The 16,168-nt window shown below is 72.2% G+C and carries 15 protein-coding genes; 9 read left to right on the top strand and 6 right to left on the bottom strand.

Annotated elements, in window-relative coordinates:
* Positions 1-49: 49 nt before the first annotated feature.
* The 4 genes from AB0O28_RS31560 (at position 50) to AB0O28_RS31545 (ending at position 3,474) form a co-directional block, all read left to right on the top strand.
* Positions 50-223 carry a hypothetical protein gene (locus AB0O28_RS31560; RefSeq protein WP_363646211.1) on the top strand — a complete coding sequence of 58 codons (174 nt, stop codon included), beginning with the start codon at positions 50-52 and terminating at the stop codon, positions 221-223.
* A gap of 175 nt (positions 224-398) precedes the next feature.
* Positions 399-950 (top strand): RNA polymerase sigma factor, encoded by a 552-nt coding sequence (locus AB0O28_RS31555; RefSeq protein ID WP_363646210.1) that lies wholly within the window; start codon positions 399-401, stop codon positions 948-950.
* Positions 947-1,855 carry a hypothetical protein gene (locus AB0O28_RS31550; protein WP_363646209.1) on the top strand — a complete coding sequence of 303 codons (909 nt, stop codon included), beginning with the start codon at positions 947-949 and terminating at the stop codon, positions 1,853-1,855. Before AB0O28_RS31555 ends, AB0O28_RS31550 begins: the two co-directional genes overlap by 4 nt.
* Before the next feature lie 161 nt (positions 1,856-2,016).
* Positions 2,017-3,474, top strand: coding sequence for an NAD(P)/FAD-dependent oxidoreductase (locus tag AB0O28_RS31545; RefSeq protein ID WP_363646208.1), 1,458 nt, complete (start codon positions 2,017-2,019; stop codon positions 3,472-3,474).
* A 1-nt stretch (position 3,475) separates the two neighbouring features.
* Here the strand turns inward: AB0O28_RS31545 and AB0O28_RS31540 are convergent, their stop codons facing one another.
* Complete coding sequence (locus tag AB0O28_RS31540; RefSeq protein WP_363646207.1) at positions 3,476-5,365, bottom strand: gamma-glutamyltransferase family protein; 1,890 nt, start codon at positions 5,363-5,365, stop codon at positions 3,476-3,478.
* Positions 5,366-5,598: 233 nt separating this feature from the next.
* Here AB0O28_RS31540 and AB0O28_RS31535 point away from each other — a divergent pair, with 233 nt between their 5' ends.
* From AB0O28_RS31535 to AB0O28_RS31520, 4 genes are read left to right on the top strand one after another with little or no spacing between them, the layout of a single operon-like run.
* Positions 5,599-6,714 carry a histidine kinase gene (locus AB0O28_RS31535; RefSeq protein ID WP_363646206.1) on the top strand — a complete coding sequence of 372 codons (1,116 nt, stop codon included), beginning with the start codon at positions 5,599-5,601 and terminating at the stop codon, positions 6,712-6,714.
* A complete protein-coding gene (locus AB0O28_RS31530; protein WP_363646205.1) occupies positions 6,711-7,373 on the top strand; it encodes a response regulator transcription factor in 663 nt (220 codons plus the stop codon). The genes AB0O28_RS31535 and AB0O28_RS31530 overlap by 4 nt, the downstream gene beginning before the upstream one ends.
* A gap of 43 nt (positions 7,374-7,416) precedes the next feature.
* Positions 7,417-7,551 (top strand): hypothetical protein, encoded by a 135-nt coding sequence (locus AB0O28_RS31525; RefSeq protein WP_363646204.1) that lies wholly within the window; start codon positions 7,417-7,419, stop codon positions 7,549-7,551.
* Complete coding sequence (locus AB0O28_RS31520) at positions 7,551-9,992, top strand: DUF4132 domain-containing protein (RefSeq protein WP_363646203.1); 2,442 nt, start codon at positions 7,551-7,553, stop codon at positions 9,990-9,992. Before AB0O28_RS31525 ends, AB0O28_RS31520 begins: the two co-directional genes overlap by 1 nt.
* Here the strand turns inward: AB0O28_RS31520 and AB0O28_RS31515 are convergent.
* The 4 genes from AB0O28_RS31515 to AB0O28_RS31500 form a co-directional block, all read right to left on the bottom strand.
* Positions 9,989-10,807: a MerR family transcriptional regulator gene (locus tag AB0O28_RS31515; protein WP_363646202.1), complete on the bottom strand. Its 819-nt coding sequence runs from the start codon at positions 10,805-10,807 to the stop codon at positions 9,989-9,991. The genes AB0O28_RS31520 and AB0O28_RS31515 overlap by 4 nt on opposite strands.
* A 21-nt stretch (positions 10,808-10,828) precedes the next feature.
* Complete coding sequence (locus AB0O28_RS31510) at positions 10,829-12,109, bottom strand: anhydro-N-acetylmuramic acid kinase (protein WP_363646201.1); 1,281 nt, start codon at positions 12,107-12,109, stop codon at positions 10,829-10,831.
* A gap of 81 nt (positions 12,110-12,190) precedes the next feature.
* Entirely contained in the window at positions 12,191-12,373 is a 183-nt protein-coding gene (locus tag AB0O28_RS31505) for a hypothetical protein (protein ID WP_363646200.1), read from the bottom strand.
* 53 nt (positions 12,374-12,426) lie between these two features.
* Entirely contained in the window at positions 12,427-13,992 is a 1,566-nt protein-coding gene (locus AB0O28_RS31500; protein WP_363646199.1) for a family 10 glycosylhydrolase, read from the bottom strand.
* Positions 13,993-14,235: 243 nt separating this feature from the next.
* Here AB0O28_RS31500 and AB0O28_RS31495 point away from each other — a divergent pair, with 243 nt between their 5' ends.
* Positions 14,236-15,135, top strand: coding sequence for a MurR/RpiR family transcriptional regulator (locus AB0O28_RS31495; protein WP_363646198.1), 900 nt, complete (start codon positions 14,236-14,238; stop codon positions 15,133-15,135).
* A 26-nt stretch (positions 15,136-15,161) separates the two neighbouring features.
* Here AB0O28_RS31495 and murQ read toward each other — a convergent pair whose 3' ends face one another.
* Complete coding sequence (gene murQ, locus AB0O28_RS31490; protein WP_363646197.1) at positions 15,162-16,106, bottom strand: N-acetylmuramic acid 6-phosphate etherase; 945 nt, start codon at positions 16,104-16,106, stop codon at positions 15,162-15,164.
* Positions 16,107-16,168: the final 62 nt, after the last annotated feature.

Below are 16,168 nucleotides of genomic sequence, written 5' to 3'. Positions count from 1 at the left end.
TCCGACAAATCGCAGCCAGGGTGCACCATCTGTCGCTAGAGTCGTGCCCATGTCCGACCCTCAGATCGACCCGGCCGGAAACACGCAGGCTTTCCGGGCGTTCGCGCACCAGCAGGACGCGCAGGCCTCTCAGGAGCAGCCGTCCCGTCTGCCGATTTGGATCGCCGTCGGTGCGGCACTCGTCGTGATCCTCGCTGTGGTGGCGTACCTCCTGCTGCGCTGACATACCTGTGCCAGCCGCCGACGACCGCGCCCGTCGGCGGCTTTGTCATGCCCGCTGACGGCTCGCGGCGCTGACCGGCTCCGACGCCGACCGGCTCTGACACGGGGTGTAACACCCGCGGCGGTGCCGGACACCTTTCCGAGGTGTCCGGCACCTCTTCGGTTAGGAGACACCCGTGCAGGATCAACGCGTGCCCCCCGGCGCGCGAGATCGCTTCGAGGCGCTCTATCTCGCCTGTTATCCGCCTGTGTACCGCTACGCCCTGCGGCGTACCGAATCGGCCGACGACGTCGCCGACGTCATCGCGGAGACGTTCCTCATCGCCTGGCGGCGGCTCGACGACGTCCCCGACGGGGAAGGGGCCGTGCTGTGGCTGTACGCCACAGCACGGCGCGTCCTCGCCAACCACCGGCGGGGGCAGTCCCGTCGCACCGCACTCGCCGCGCGGCTGCGCGACGAACTGTCCGCCGCGCCGCCGGCGACGGCCCCCGACCCCCGGGTGGACGCCGTGCGCGACGCCTTCACCGCCCTCGCGCCCGGCGACCGGGAGGTGCTCGCCCTCGCCTGCTGGGAGGGGCTGTCCGGGCCGCAGATCGCCACGGTGCTCGGCTGCAGCGGCGCCGCCGCCCGGCTGCGCCTGCATCGGGCCCGCAAACGGCTGGCCCGGCTGCTGGGCACCGCAGGCGAGTTCCGTACGACGACCGCGCTGAGGGAGGAGAGCCGATGAACAGGATCGACCGCATCGTGGCCGCCGTCGACCCGGCCGCCGCTGCCGCCGAGCCCGTGGTGAGCCGGGGAGTCCGCGAACTGCTCGGCGAGATCGTGGCCACCGCGCCGCAACGGCCACCGCTGTGGAAACGCGCTCTCCCGTCGAAGCGGCGGGGACGGGTGACCGCTGTGGTCGCGGCGACGGCGGCCCTGGCCGCGGCGGCCGCGATCGGCGTCGGCCTGCCCGCGGGCGGCCCGCTCACCCGGTACGCCAACGCCGCCATGTCCGTCGAGAGGACCGGCGACGCCTTCAGCGTGACCGTCCTCGACCCCACCGCCGACCGGCGGCGCTTCGAGGACGCGTTCCGCGCGGTGGGGCTGGACGTCAGGGTGGCGATGATCCCCGTGCCACCCGACGAGGTGGGCGTGCTGTTCGGCCCGGTGGTGCCCGAGGGCTTCCGGTGGCACGGCACCACGGGGATACGGCGTACGACACCCTGCGCCTCCGCGTTCTGCGGCACGGTCTGGATGCCGGCGGACTTCCCCGGCCGGATGGTCTTCGGCGTGGGCCGCGCCGCCGGGCCGGGCGAGCCGTACGCCGAGGTCGACGCCTTCGATCCGGCGGGTGAGGAGGCCTTGAGCGACTATTCCTTCCGAGGCAGGACGGTCGCCGCTTCCCGCGCCGAACTGCGCAGGCGCGGCCTCGGGGTCGGATACCGCTTGGTGTGGACCTACCCCCATGGCGGCTTCGCCGACGAACCCGTACCCGCCGGCAGGGTGGGGAACGACTGGGTCGTCTCCGGCTCCCGCATGCACAGCTCCGACGTCGTGGATCTCTACGTCACCCCAGGTCCCGGTGCCGGTCCGGCCCCCGACCCCACGGAGACCGACCGTTCTCGGCCCCACTGGTACGACATACAGTGACGGAGCGCCGCCGGGGCGGCGAGGGTGACGGAGCGCCGCGAACGCGCACGACGGCCGCCGGGGGCACTCCCCGGCGGCTCCGGCCGTACGGCAGCGGCCCTGGACCCGGCTCACTCGCGGGAATATATTGGACAGATCTTCCAATAGGGCGGGGAGGACGCATGCCCAGTCCAGGCATCACGATCATCGGTTCCGGGTTCGCCGGGCTCTGCATGGCCATCAAGCTGAAGGAGGCCGGCTACCACGACTTCGTGATTCTGGAGAAGGCCCGCGACATCGGCGGCACCTGGCGGGACAACACCTATCCCGGCTGCGCCTGCGACGTCCCCTCACCGCTGTACTCCTTCTCGTTCGAGCTGAACCCCGGCTGGTCGCGGCTGTTCTCCCCACAGGAGGAGATCTGGGACTACCTGCGGGCCTGCGCCCGGAAGTACGGACTGGAGCCCCATCTGCGGTTCGGCACGGAGGTCCGCGGGCTCGATTACGACGACGAGCGGGCCCTGTGGCGGGTGTCGACCGCGGACGGGGAGACGTTCGAGACCCACGCCGTCGTGTCCGGCATCGGCGCCCTCCACGTGCCGTCGTTCCCCGAGATCCCCGGCCGTGAGCGCTTCACCGGCACCGCCTTCCACTCCGCCGAGTGGGACCACTCCGCCGACCTGAACGGCAAGCGCGTCGCGGTCGTCGGCACCGGCGCGTCGGCGGTCCAGTTCGTTCCGGTCGTCGCCGAGCAGGCGAGCCGGCTCACCGTCTTCCAGCGCACCCCGCCGTGGATCCAGCCGAGGCCGGACCTGCCGATCGAGGGACGGCTGAGGCGGGCCATGGAGACGCCAGGCGGCGCCCGCCTGCTGCGCGACGCCGTCTACTGGCTGCTGGAGACCCGGGCCGTGGGCTTCGCGCTCGACCCGCGCCTGATGGAGGTGCACCGGGCGATGGCCGAGCGGCACCTCGCCCGGCAGGTGCCCGACCCCGGGCTGCGCGCGAAGCTCACGCCCGGCTACACCATCGGCTGCAAGCGGATCCTGCTGTCCAACGACTACTATCCCGCGCTGACCAGGGACGACGTCGAGCTGGTCACCGACAGGATCACCGAGATCAGGCAGCGGTCGGTCGTGGACGCCACGGGCCGCGAGCACGAGGTCGACGTGATCGTGTACGGCACCGGGTTCCGGGTGGTCGACTCCCTCAACGAGCAGAACATCGTCGGCAGGAACGGTGTCAAGATCCAGGACGCGTGGCGCGACGGCATCGAGGCCTACTACGGCATCACGACCTCGGGCTTCCCGAATCTGTTCTTCCTGCTCGGCCCCAACACCGGTCTCGCGCACACCTCGGTCGTCTTCATGATCGAGTCACAGGTCCGTTATGTCATGGACTGCCTGCGGCTGCTGTCCAGGACCAAGGCGAAGGCCCTGGACGTACGGCCGTCGGCGCAGCGGGCCTACAACGACCGCCTGCAGCGGCGGCTCGACCGGCTGGTGTGGAGCGAGGGCGGCTGCACGAGCTGGTACCTCGACGAGCACGGCAAGAACCGCACGCTCTGGCCCGGCTTCACCTTCGAATACTGGGCGCGCACCCGCAGGGTGAAGCCGGAGGCCTACGAACTCATCGGGGCCTGAATCAGCGACGCGGGCTGACCACGAGGGCGCTGCCTCCGCCGCGCCGGAAGGGCGGCTCGGCGACCGCCTGGACCCGGCCGTTCCCGAGGAACTCCAGGCCGGTCGCCGCGCCGATCTCCCCGACGGGCGGCGTGGTGGGCAGCGCGAAGCTGTGCCCCAGCGCGCCCAGCTCCGCGCAGTGCCGATCGATGAACGCCTGCTCGGCCTGGGTGACGGCGATGTTGCGCTGCGAGGCCCGCGGCGCGGCCACCGCCTCGGGCAGCGTCATGCCGAAGTCCAGCCGGTTCACCAGGATCTGCAGCACGGTCGTGATGATCGTCGCGCCGCCGGGCGAGCCGACGGCGAGCAGAGGCCGTCCGTCCTTGAGCACGATCGTCGGGGCCATGGACGACCGCGGGCGCTTGCCGGGGGCGGGCAGGTTCGGGTCGCCCGACGCCGGGCCGAACGTGAAGTCGGTCAGCTCGTTGTTGAGCAGGACGCCCCGGCCGGGAACCACGATCCCGCTGCCGCCGGTCTGCTCGATCGTGATGTTGTAGGCCGCCACGTCGCCCCAGCGGTCGGTCACCACCAGGTGAGTGGTCTCCGGGCCCTCGGGCTTGCCCGATTGCGTCTCCTCGGGCTTGCCCGCCTGTGTCTCCTCAGGCTTGCCCGCCTGTGTCTCCTCGGGGACCGCCGTCAGGGCGGGAGAGGTGGTGGGGCACGGCGCGGGCGAGGGGCCGGGCGTTCCCGGGGAGGGAGAGACGGGGGCACACGGCCCGTAGGAGCCGTCGGGCGACCCGGGCGCGGCGGGGTGGCCCATCGCCCGCGGGCCGATCAGGCAGGCGCGCTCCTTGGCGAACCCGTCGGAGAGCAGCTCGTTCAGCGGCACGTTCACGTACGCCGGGTCGCCGACGTAGGCGTTGCGGTCGGCGAAGGCGAGCCGGGACGCCTCCAGATACTCGTGCAGGCCGACCTTCGGCAGGACCTCCAGGATCTTCAGCGCCTCCCCCACGGTGGATCCGCCCGACGCCGGCGGCGCCATGCCGTACACGTCGAGGCCCTTGTACGTGACCTTGACGGGCGGCCGTTCGAGCGCCCGGTACGCCCTGAGGTCGGCCATCTCCATGAGCCCGGTCCGTACGTTGCGGGTGGCCCCCCGGCGCACCGGCGGCTTCTTCACCGTGGCGACGATCTCCCGGCCGAGCGCGCCGCCGTACAACCAGGCCGGGCCGCGGATGCCGAGCTCACGATAGGTGCGCGCGAGATCGGGGTTGCGGAAGACCGACCCGACCGGCGGCGGCTGCCCGCCCGGCAGGTAGAGCGACGCGGTCGAGGTGAAGTCGCCGAACCTGCCGGCGTTCTGCTGCGTCTGGTCGTGGAACGTCCGGTCGACGACGAAGCCCTTCTCGGCGATCTCGATCGCGGGGCGCAGCGCCTGCCGCAGCGGCATCGTGCCGTATTCGCGCAGCGCCAAGTCCCACTGGGCGACGCTGCCGGGGACGCCGACCGACAGCCCGCTGGTGACTGCCTCCTCGAACGGGATGCCCTCGAACGCCGTCGAGGTCATCGCCCGGGGGGCGGTCTCCCGCCCGTCGATCGTGGTCACCTTCCGCCTGTGGGCGTCGTAGTAGACGATGAAGCCGCCCCCGGCCAGGCCCGCCGAGTAGGGCTCGGTCACCCCGAGCGCGGCCGCTCCCGCCACCGCCGCGTCCATCGCGTTGCCGCCCTGGCGGAGCACCGTGAGCGCGGCCTTGCTGGCGTCCAGGTCCACGGTGGCCACGGCCCCGCCGTACCCCTCCGCGACCGGTTGCTTGACCTCCTTGTCCGGGTCGTGCACGGCCGCCTGAGCGGGCGGGACGAGCAGGCCCGCCAGCGTGACCAGTCCCAGCGACGTGACGACGACGCTTCTCATGCCTCGCACCTCCACGACACGGCCGATCACTCCAGCATGACTCACGGCAGTCAATCTGGCTGTGGGATTGTCCGCTTTTGGACGCCGGCCGCCACGCGAGCCGAAGCGGAAAACGGTACTCCTCCCGGCGTACCGGCGACTGCGGCTCCGGGCGGATGCGGTGACCAGCGGTGATGGCCTAGCGTGCGAGGGTGCGCTCCCGTTCCGCGATGTATCACCGCATTGATCCCGTCTTGCCGGTCATCATCGGGATCGTCCAGGTGTTCCTGACGATTGGCGCCCAATACTGGCAGCTGCGGAACCCCGACCTCGGGCGGGTGCCGCTGAACTGGTGGGGCTACGCACTGCTGCTGGTCGGGCCGCTCTCGATCGCGCTGCGCCGCCGGGCGCCGGTCGCCGCGCTGGCCGTCACGCTCGTCTCGACCTCGGTCTACATGCTGCTCGGCTACGCGTACGGGCCGGTGTTCCTCAGCCCGATCATCGTGATCTGCACGGCGGTGCTGTCGGGACACCGCCGCGCGGCATGGCTGTCGTCGGGCGCGTTCTTCCTGTTCGTGGTCGCCTACGCCACCTGGTTCATCCCGCACCGGGCGAGCCTGTTCCACCACACCGCGGTCGCGGCCTATCTGCTGCTCACGCTCACCGTGGCGGAGTTCTACCGGATGCGCCGCGAGCGCCTCGCCGAACGCGAACGGGTGGAGCGCGAGGAGGCCAGGCGGCAGGCGAGCGAGGAACGGCTGACCATGGCCCAGGAGCTGCACGACGTGCTCGCCCACAACATCTCGCTGATCCACGTCCAGGCGTCCACCGCCCTGCACCTCCTCGACGACCGCCCCGAGCAGGCCCGTACCGCGCTGACCACGATCAAGCAGGCGTCCAAGGACGTGCTGACCGAGATGCGCGGGGTGCTCAGCCTGCTCAGGGACGGCGCGCCGCGCTCGCCCACGACCGGGATGGCTCACCTGGCCGACCTCGCGGAACGCAGCGGGTTGCCGGTCGCGCTGAAGGTGGTCGGACGTGAACGCCCGCTGCCCGCCGGCGTCGACCGGGCCGGCTACCGGATCGTCCAGGAGGCGCTGACCAACGTCGCGCGCCACGCGCCCGGTTCGCGGGTGACCGTTCGCGTGGCGTACGCGCCGGAGGAGCTGACCGTGACGGTCGAGGACGACGGCAGCGGCACCGCACGGGCCGAGGCGGGCCTCGGCGGCGGCAACGGCATCCCCGGGATGCGCGAGCGGGCCGCCGCGCTCGGCGGGTCGCTGTCGGCCGGTCCCCGGCCCGGCGGCGGCTTCCGCGTGGAGGCCCGCCTTCCCCTGCCCCCGTCCGAGGACCAGAAGGAGCCGATGTGATACGCGTCCTGCTCGCCGACGACCAGGCGCTGGTCAGAGCCGGGTTCCGTGCCCTGCTCGACGCACAGGAGGGCATGACGGTCGTGGGCGAGGCCGGTGACGGCGAGCAGGCCGTCCTGCTCGCCCGCGACCTGCGCCCCGACGTGGTGCTGATGGACATCCGCATGCCCGGCACGGACGGCCTGACGGCCACCCGCCGCATCGGCGACGACCCCGGCCTCACCGACGTGAAAATCATCATGCTCACCACGTTCGAGCTGGACGAGTACGTCTTCGAGGCGCTGCGCGGCGGCGCGAGCGGCTTCCTGGTGAAGGACACCGAGCCGGCCGAGCTGATCCAGGCCGTGCGGGTGGTGGCCTCCGGCGACGCCCTGCTGTCCCCCGGCGTGACGCGCAGGCTCATCGCGGAGTACGCCGCCCGGGCCAAGGAGCCGGGCATCACGACGAGCCTCGACGTGCTGACCGAGCGCGAGCGGGAGGTGCTCGCGCTGGTGGGCACCGGCATGACGAACGACGAGATCGCCGCCCGGCTGTACATGTCCCCGGCGACGGCCAAGACCCACGTGAGCCGCACGATGACCAAGCTCCACGCCCGCGACCGGGCCCAGCTCGTCGTGAGCGCGTACGAGTCGGGCCTGGTCAAGCCCGGCTGGCTCTGAGACGCCGCCGGATTGTCGGGCGTGATCCCTACACTCCGCGACCATGGTGAGAGTGAGCTTCGTCGACGAGACGACGCCCGGCGGGCGGCGTGAGACCGGGCGTCCGGAGGCCGGCGCGGAACGGGCCATGCCGTGCGAGACCTTCCGGCGGCGGACCCTCCGGGAGGTCGTCCAGTGATGTACGGGATCGCGAACCATGCCGAGCGGGTGCGCGAACTCGTGGAGGCCGGAGACTCTGAGACGTTGGCGGCCGAACTGCTACGGCTGGCCGAGACACACGACCCGCAGGTCCGGGACTGGAGCCTCATCACGGGCATCCTCGACTCTTCGTCTGAGGAATTCAGGATTCAGGTCGCGCTCACGGTCGTGCGGTCCGCCGACAGCTGGATCCCGGACTCCCTCGCGCAGATCGTGCTCGCCAGCGTGCCGCTCGACCGGCACCTCGACGTGGTCGAGGCTCTGCTCGCCCGGGCCGCGGGCTTCGGTGCCTACTACGCCCCCACCCTTCTCACCCGCCTCGCCGACGCATGGCTGGGCGCGGGACGCACGCTGCCCCCGGCCGTGGTCGGAGTGATGCGGCGTACGGCCCACGGCATGTACGGGAGAGACCGCCTCCATGAGATCCTCGCCCTCCCGGGTCACCCGGCGCTCGACCCGGGCGAGGAATGGGCCGATCGGGTGCTCGCCGATCTTCCCGCCCTGGGCGGGGAATGGGACGCGCTGGTGGCGCACGCGGTGACCGCGACCTCGGCCAAGCCGTCGAGCAGATGGGAGAAGCAGGCACGGGAGCTTCTCGACGCGGTGGGGCACGACCGGGCACGGGAGGCGATCAGCGGGTGGCTCGCCCTGGTGGGCTCGCCTCGCACGATGCCCGTGGTGTATCTGGACGACGCGGCGTTCGACCCGCACAACGCCCTCGGCGTCCGCGGCATGACCTGGATGCTGGCCTTCCTCCCATCACGGCCGGAGAGCGCGCGGCTGCTCGGGAACCTGGTCGAGACGGCCCTGCGCAAGGTCCCCGGCATCGGTCCACGCAACCCGATGGTGGCCAACGCCGCCGTCTACGCGCTGTCCCGGATGGAGGCCGAGGCGGCCCTGGCCCAGCTGGCCCGGCTGTCGGCCCGCGTCACCTACAAGGGCACGCTGAAGGTGCTCGGCACCGCTCTCGACGCGCGGGCCGCCGCGCTCGGGCTGTCCCGCGACGAGGTCGAGGAGCTGGCCGTCCCGACATACGAGCTGACCGAGGTCGGCCGCGGTAGCCGGGTGATCGGCGACGCCACCGCGGAACTGCGCGTGACCGGCACCCGGACGTCCATCGTGTGGAAGAACGCCGCAGGCCGCGAGGTCAAGGCGCCTCCGGCGAGCGTGCGCCGCGACCACGCCGCGGCGCTCGCCGAGCTGAAGACGTCGGCGAAGGACATCGACAAGATGTTGCCGGCCCAGGCCGAACGGCTCGACCAGCTGTTCCTCGCGCAGCGCTCGTGGCCGTACGCGACCTGGCGGGAGCGTTATCTCGACCACCCGCTGGTCGGCACGCTCGGCAGGCGGCTGATCTGGCTGGTCGGCGACGTGCCCTGCGCGTACGCGGATGGCACGTTACGCCGCGTCGACGACGCGCCGGTCACCCCCGCCGAGGACGCGGTCGTGCGCCTGTGGCATCCGATCGGCCGGGACGTGGACGAGGTGCTCGCGTGGCGTGACTGGCTGGAGCGGCACGGGATCACCCAGCCGTTCAAGCAGGCCCACCGCGAGGTCTACCTGCTCACGGCCGCCGAGGAGAACACGCGCTTCTACTCCAACAGGTATGCGGCGCACATCCTGCGTCAGCACCAGTTCCACGCGCTGGCCGCGGCGCGCGGATGGCGCGACAAGCTGCGGCTGATGGTCGACGACAGCTACCCTCCGGCCACTCGGGAGCTGCCGCGGTGGGGCCTGCGCGCCGAGTTCTGGATCGAGGGCATCGGGGACGACTACGGCACCGACACCCTCGACTCCGGCGCCTACCTGCGCCTGTCGACCGACCAGGTCCGGTTCTATCCGACGGGGGCGCCGGAGAACCTCGCCCACGCCTACGGCGGCGGGTACGAGCAATGGCTGCGGACCGGCGCGAATCCGGCTCAGCCGCTTCCTCTGGATCAGGTGCCGCCGCTGGTGTTCAGCGAGATCATGCGAGACGTCGACCTGTTCGTCGGCGTCTCCAGCGTCGGCAACGACCCGACGTGGCAGGACGGCGGACCGGACGGCCGCTTCCGCGAATACTGGACCTCCTACAGCTTCGGGGAGCTGTCGGGCACCGCGCGGACCCGCCGCGACCTGCTGGCCCGGCTGGTGCCCCGGCTGGCGATCGCCGACCGGTGCACCCTGGAGGGACGCTTCCTGCACGTCCGCGGAGACATCAGGACATACAAGATCCACCTCGGCTCCGGCAACATCCTGATGACCCCGAACGACCAGTATCTGTGCATCGTCCCCAAGCAGGCCCCTGAGGCCGGGGCGGGCCAGGTGTTCCTCCCGTTCGAAGGCGACCGGGTGCTCGCGGTCATCCTCAGCAAGGCGATGCTGCTGGCCGGGGACACGGAGATCACCGACCCGAGCATCACCCAGCAGATCCGCCTCTAGCCGGCGAGCGGCTCCTGGAGTTCGGTGACCCACCGGGCGGGATCCTCTCCGGCCTCCAGGTAGAGCTCCCTGGCGTACCCGGCGGAGCGGTGACCGCCGTCGGCGATCCACCGTGCCAGCGTCTGCGCGGCCGGAAGGACGTCGTCCATCGGGCCGCGGTGCACGATGGTGGCCGCCCGCTCGATCGCGGGCAGGTCCACGACGGCGAAGTCGTGACCGTCCCCGGGCGCGACCGCGACCGGCATCGCGGCATGCGCGAGGATTCCGTCGCCGCCGGGGGCGTCCTCGTAGTAGGCGATCGCCGGCCCGGCCGGGGTCACCCCGGCCTCGTCCAGCCTGCGGCACAGCTCCTGGAACAGCGGGCCGACGACCGGGCCGATGTCCTCCGGCTCGTAGCTGCGCGCCACGGCGCTCAGCTCGGCCACCCGGACGGCCGGGATGCGCTTGACCACCACGTCGTCGGTGTTCATGTGTCCCTCACTTTCGATCGCCCGGAGCCTCGCCTCGACCTGAGCCAGCCGGGCCGCCGCGACGGTCATCGCCGCCTCGAGCTCCGCCTGCCGCAACCGCAGCATCCCGCGCAGTTCCTCGACGCTCACCCGATCGTCCAGGACCTCCCGCACCTGCCGGAGCGTGAAGCCCAGGTCCTTGAGCGCGGTGATCCGGTTGAGCCGTGCGAGCTGGCGCGCCTCATAGAAGCGGTAGCCGCTCGCGGGATCGACGTGAGCCGGGCGAAGCAGCCCGATCGCGTCGTAGTGGCGCAGCATGCGGACCGACACGCGGCCGTGCCTGGCGAAATCTCCGATGGTGAACATGGTGTGACCGATTGCAGCGCCTCACACCGTGTCAGGGTCAACAGGTCCCATGCGAATACGGCGGGGCGGCACGGCGAGAGGTTCCGGCAGCCGCAGCGGGCCACGGCCGGGAGTGATCGTGCCGAGCACCCGCGGCCCGGCCGCGCCGGTGCAGGCGGGCACGGTGCCGGGCAGGCCGTGCGCGGTGAGCCAGCCGAGATAGGAGAACGCGACGGCCTCCTTGGCGTCCGACGGCACGCCGAGATCGTCGCTCGGTAGCAGCCGCACGCCGCCGGCCCGCGTACGCAGCGCGTTCATCAGTGCCGGGTTGCGGACGCCGCCGCCGGAGACCACCACCACGCCGAGCCGGTGCCGCCGGATCTCCGCCGCGACCGTCTCGGCGGTGAGCGCCGCGAGCGTCGCCATCAGATCGGGCAGGTCCGGCGCGTACGGCCCGGCGACCCGCTCCAGGTAGCCCGCGTGGAACAGCTCCTTGCCCGTCGTCTTGGGCGGCGGCCGGTGATAGTAGGGCTCGGCGAGCAGCGCGGCCAGCAACCCCTCGTGCACCCTCCCCGCCGCCGCCAGCCTGCCGTCCTCGTCGTACGGCATGCCGGTGGCGGCGCGTACGGCCGCGTCCATCAGCGCAGAGGCCGGGCCGGTGTCGTACGCGAGCGGGGGCTCGCACGCGGTGGGGGCCACGGTCAGGTTGGCGATGCCGCCGAGGTTCAGGGCGCCGGCCCGTCCCGCCGAGGCGGGCAACCCGGGCGGCCCCTGCGGCTCGGACGGCTCTATCGGCTCGGAGGGCTCGGACCGCTCGTGCGGCTCTATCGGCTCGGAGGGCTCGGATGATTCCGGCCGCCCGTACAGCCCGGACAGCAGCGGCAGGTCGAAGGCGGACACGAGCGGCGCCCCCTGCCCGCCGGAGGCCACGTCGCGCACCCGCAGGTCCGACACGACCGGCACGCCGAGCCGTTCGGCGATCCAGGCCGGCTGGCCGACCTGGAGCGTCCCGCGCACGCGCCCGTCCTCCACCCAGTGGTACATCGTCTGCCCGTGCGAGCACACGAGGTCGGCGGCCGGGCAGGCCGCCGCCGCCTCGGCGAACGCCTGACCGACCAACGTGTCGAGGCGGCAGACCTCGGCCATGTCCGTACGGCCCGGCGGCAGCGCGGCGACGATCGCGGCCCGCAGGTCCTGCGGGTACGGCACGGTGCCGGTGTGCTCAACGATTCCCCTGAGCAGGTCGCCGTCCCGCGACCAGTCGACGAGCGCGCAGTCGATCCCGTCGTGGGAGGTCCCCGAGATCAGACCGAGCACGCGCACGGCTCACCTCCCACTGCGCGGGCGCCTCTCGGCTCCGGCACCTCGACAAGGATCCTTCACGGCAGCCCGGATCCCAGAAGCTTACGTTTCCGAGAACGGCGGGAGGCCGACGAGCTTGGTGAGGAAACGGTCGATCTGCTCCTCGGCGGGCGGCCAGGGCAGGTCGGGCTCGTTGATCCGCTGCGACAGCATGCCGTTCACGGCGGTGCGCAGATCGATGGCGACCGTCGCGGCGTCGTCGCGCGGCGCGACTCCGGCGTCCATACAGCGCTGGCCGCGGCCGGACTGCCTGATTGGGCGGAGCGAACGGGCGGCGCTCAGCGGGCTTTGCGCTCGGGGCTCGGCTCGCTCTGCCGGGACGCCCGGTCGACCGCCGTGACGTGGTAGCGGTGGCCGGGCGCGCCGTCCGGGTCCACCCAGCGGACGCGCCTGTCCCCAGGGATCACCGCGACCAGGTGCTCCGCGTCGGCGAAGTCCTGCCGGCGGGCGGGCCGGTCGAACCGGAAGACGGCGAACCGGAACGGGGCGCGGGGCCCGGCGGCCTCGACGTGCAGCTCCACGCCCCCGCTCACGCGGCGGGCAGAGGCGAGCACGGGACGGCGCGGCGGCGCCCCGCCCGCCAGCCTGGGCAGCAGCGGAGCGAGCGCCGGACGCGTGTAGTGCCCGCTCACGACCGCGCTGATCGAACCGAGCCGGTCGTCGCGGACGTCGGCCGCGTTGTACCAGATGTCTCCCCCGACCTCGGGATGGTCGCGGTTGAGCGTGAGGTGCCGGGACAGCTCGTCCGGCTGGAACCACTCGGCGGGCTGTCCCGCCGTCCCCGCCTTGTACGCCGCCTGGCCGATCCACAGCTGCACGCCGGTGCCCGCGGCCACGTCGGACCACCAGGGGACGAGCTTGGCGTAGTCGGCGTTCGACTGGCCGATGTACCAGTAGAGCTGCGGCGCGATGTAGTCGAGCCAGCCCTTCTTGACCCACTCGCGGGTGTCGGCGTGCAGGTTGTCGTACGACTGGCCACCGCTGGTGTCGGAGCCGAGCGGGTCGGTGGCCTTGTTGCGCCAGATGCCCGACGGGCCGATGCCCCAGATCACCTCCGGCTTGGCCCGCCGCACGCGCCCCTGCATCTCCCGCACCAGCAGGTCGACGTTGTGGCGCCGCCAGGCGGCCAGATCGGGGAAGTCCGCGCCGTACGCCGCGTAGGCCGCGCTGTCGTCGAAGGCCGTGGTGTTGACCGGGTAGAAGTAGTCGTCGAAGTGCACGCCGTCGATGTCGTAGCGGGTGACGGCGTCCATCATCGCGTCCTGCACGAACGCCCGGACCTCGGGGATGCCGGGGTTGTAGTAGAGCTTCCCGCCGTACGGGACGATCCAGTCGGGGTGTCTGCGGCCGGGATGGTCGGGGTGCAGCTTCGCGGGGTCCGCCTGCATGGACACGCGATACGGATTGAACCAGCCGTGGAACGCCAGGCCCCGCCGGTGGGCCGCCTCGACGGCGAAACCCAGCGGGTCGTAGCCCGGGTCCTGTCCCTGGACCCCGGTCAGATACTGCGACCACGGCTCGTACGGCGACGGCCAGAAGGCGTCCGCAGTGGGCCTGATCTGCACGAACACGGAGTTGAGCCGGCGAGCCACGGCCAGGTCGAGCCAGGCGGTGAACTCGGCCTGCTGCTGCTCGGGAGTCAGCCCGGTCCTGGACGGCCAGTTGATGTTGACGACCGAGGCGATCCACATGCCGCGCATCTGGCGCAGCGGCGGGACGTACCCGGTGGGAGCGGGCGATGCGGCGGAAGCGGGGGACGCGGCGAGGGCCGGCAGCGGGACGCTCGACGCCGCGGCGGCGAGGGCCAGACCACGCAGCACGGCACGCCGGGAGGGTGAGCTCAATCGGACCTCCGAAGGCCGGGGGGATGCGGCGGTCACGACACTGGCAGAAAATTACTTTCAGATCAATGCGGATAAAAGAAAGTGTCATAGACGTGTAATCTGCCCCAGGAGGTCCTCGCGGGAGGCGGCAGCCGACATCCGGAAGCGCCGTACATATCTCGACATGTGGACTTCTGGTCTGGTTGCCCCGCACCCGCGGGCGCGTGGATCTAAGCTGATCGCGCACAGGAGAGGCTGCAGGTGATGAACGAGAACGAGGGGGCCGCACCGGTCAACCCGATCGCGACGGTGCGTGCGGTGCTGCCCTCGCTCACCCCCGCCGCCCAGACCATCGCGCGCCTCATCCTCGACGACCCCGCCATGGTGGCGCGCAGCACCATCACCGAGATCAGCGCGGTCTCGGGGATCAGCGAGGCGACGATCGTGCGGACCGCGCGGGCGCTGGGCTTCGCCGGCTACTCGCAACTGCGCTTCGCGCTGGCGGCGGCCGTGGCCAGGGACACTCCCGAACGGCTCGTGCCCGGCGACCTCGCCCCCGACGACCCCCTGACCGACGTGATCGCCAAGGTCACGCGGGCCGAGTCGCAGGCGCTCGCCGACACGGCGGCCCAGCTCAGCCCCGACGGGCTGGGCGCGGTGGTGGACGCCGTCGCCGGCGCCCGCCGCGTGGACGTGTACGGCGTGGGCGCCTCCGGCCTCGTCGCCGCCGACATGGCGCAGAAGCTGATGCGCATCGGCCTGCCCGGCCACTACTTCACCGACGCGCACCTCGCGCTCACCAGCGCCGCGCTGCTGCGCGAGGGGGACGTCGCCGTCGGAGTGAGCTGCACCGGCGAGACGCCCGACGTGCTCGGCCCGGCGCGGGTCGCCCGCAAGGCCGGTGCGACGGTCGTGGCGATCACCAACAATCCGCGCTCGTCGCTGGCCGGGCTCGCCGACCACGTCCTGATCTCCGCCGGGCGCGAGACGGCCTTCCGTCCGGGCGCCCTGGCCAGCCGGATCAGCCAGCTGCTCATCGTCGACTGCGTCTTCGTCGGCGTCGCGCAGCGCACGTTCGACACCTCCGACGCCGCCTTACGCGCGACCCGCGACGCACTCGACGACTACCTCGGCGACGCGCATCGCCGCGCCCGCTCGGCCTGACCCCCGCGGGGAAGGGCCGGCACCCGTCAGGCGGCGCCGCCGGCGCGGCGGGCGGCCTCCAGCCGGTCGCCGTTGGCCGCGAGCAGTGCCCGGGCGTCGTCCGGGCCGAGGTCGCGCTCGATCATCAACACGGCCACCTTGACGTTCCAGTCCGCCGACTGCAGCGCGGCCCGGGCGGTGACGGGCCCCGCGCCGGTGATGTCGCCGACCATCCGCGTCGCCCTGCGGGCGAGCTTGGCGTTCACCGCCGACACCTCGATCATCGCGTTCCCGTACGTCCGGCCCAGCCGGATCATCGCGATCGTCGAGATCATGTTGAGCACGAGCTTCTGGGCGGTCCCCGCCTTGAGCCGGGTCGAGCCGGCCACCACCTCGGGGCCGACGACCACCTCTATCGGATGCTCGGCCCGCTCCGACAACGGCGACCCCGGATTGCAGGACAGACTGACGGTCAGCGCCCCGCGCCGGGCGGCCTCACCCAGCGCCCCGAGCACGAACGGGGCCCGGCCGCTGGCGGAGACGCCCACGAGCGAGTCGAGCGGGCCCACCCCGCGCCCGGCGACGGCCGCCGCCCCGCCGTCGTGGTCGTCCTCGGCTCCCTCGATCGACCGGGTCAGCGCGGCCTCGCCGCCCGCGATGACCCCTTGCACGAGCTCCGGGTCGGTGCCGAAGGTCGGCGGGCACTCCGACGCGTCGAGGACGCCGAGCCTGCCGGATGTCCCCGCGCCGACGTAGAACAGGCGTCCGCCCCGTGCCATGCGTGCGACGATCGCGTCGATGGCGGCCGAGACGGCCGGGATGGCCCTGGCCACCGCTCCCGGCACCGTGGCGTCGGCCGCGTTCATCAGGCGGGCGATCTCCTCGGTCGGGAGCCGGTCGATGTCCCGGTAGCGCGGATCGCTCTGCTCCGTATGGAGACCGCTGTGCTCCGTATCAAGCTCGGTGGACGGGCCCGTCAGTGGGTCAGTCATCTCGTCCCTGTCGTCGGTTTCCATCTCCGGCCTCCCCGATCGCCGTACGCGTCCGCGCGCGG

The sequence above is a fragment of the Microbispora sp. NPDC088329 genome, assembly GCF_040685655.1.
Lineage (GTDB): Bacteria > Actinomycetota > Actinomycetes > Streptosporangiales > Streptosporangiaceae > Microbispora.
This window is presented reverse-complemented; position numbering and strand designations above follow the sequence as displayed.

Excerpts from the sequence above, each read along its gene's own strand:
- AB0O28_RS31545 (WP_363646208.1), top strand. The coding sequence starts at position 2,017 with ATGCCCAGTCCAGGCATCACGATCATCGGTTCCGGGTTCGCCGGGCTC.
- AB0O28_RS31515 (WP_363646202.1), bottom strand. The coding sequence starts at position 10,807 with ATGTTCACCATCGGAGATTTCGCCAGGCACGGCCGCGTGTCGGTCCGC.
- AB0O28_RS31520 (WP_363646203.1), top strand. The coding sequence starts at position 7,551 with ATGTACGGGATCGCGAACCATGCCGAGCGGGTGCGCGAACTCGTGGAG.
- murQ (WP_363646197.1), bottom strand. The coding sequence starts at position 16,106 with ATGACTGACCCACTGACGGGCCCGTCCACCGAGCTTGATACGGAGCAC.
- AB0O28_RS31505 (WP_363646200.1), bottom strand. The coding sequence starts at position 12,373 with ATGGACGCCGGAGTCGCGCCGCGCGACGACGCCGCGACGGTCGCCATC.
- AB0O28_RS31525 (WP_363646204.1), top strand. The coding sequence starts at position 7,417 with ATGGTGAGAGTGAGCTTCGTCGACGAGACGACGCCCGGCGGGCGGCGT.
- AB0O28_RS31550 (WP_363646209.1), top strand. The coding sequence starts at position 947 with ATGAACAGGATCGACCGCATCGTGGCCGCCGTCGACCCGGCCGCCGCT.
- AB0O28_RS31540 (WP_363646207.1), bottom strand. The coding sequence starts at position 5,365 with ATGAGAAGCGTCGTCGTCACGTCGCTGGGACTGGTCACGCTGGCGGGC.
- AB0O28_RS31560 (WP_363646211.1), top strand. The coding sequence starts at position 50 with ATGTCCGACCCTCAGATCGACCCGGCCGGAAACACGCAGGCTTTCCGG.
- AB0O28_RS31495 (WP_363646198.1), top strand. The coding sequence starts at position 14,236 with ATGAACGAGAACGAGGGGGCCGCACCGGTCAACCCGATCGCGACGGTG.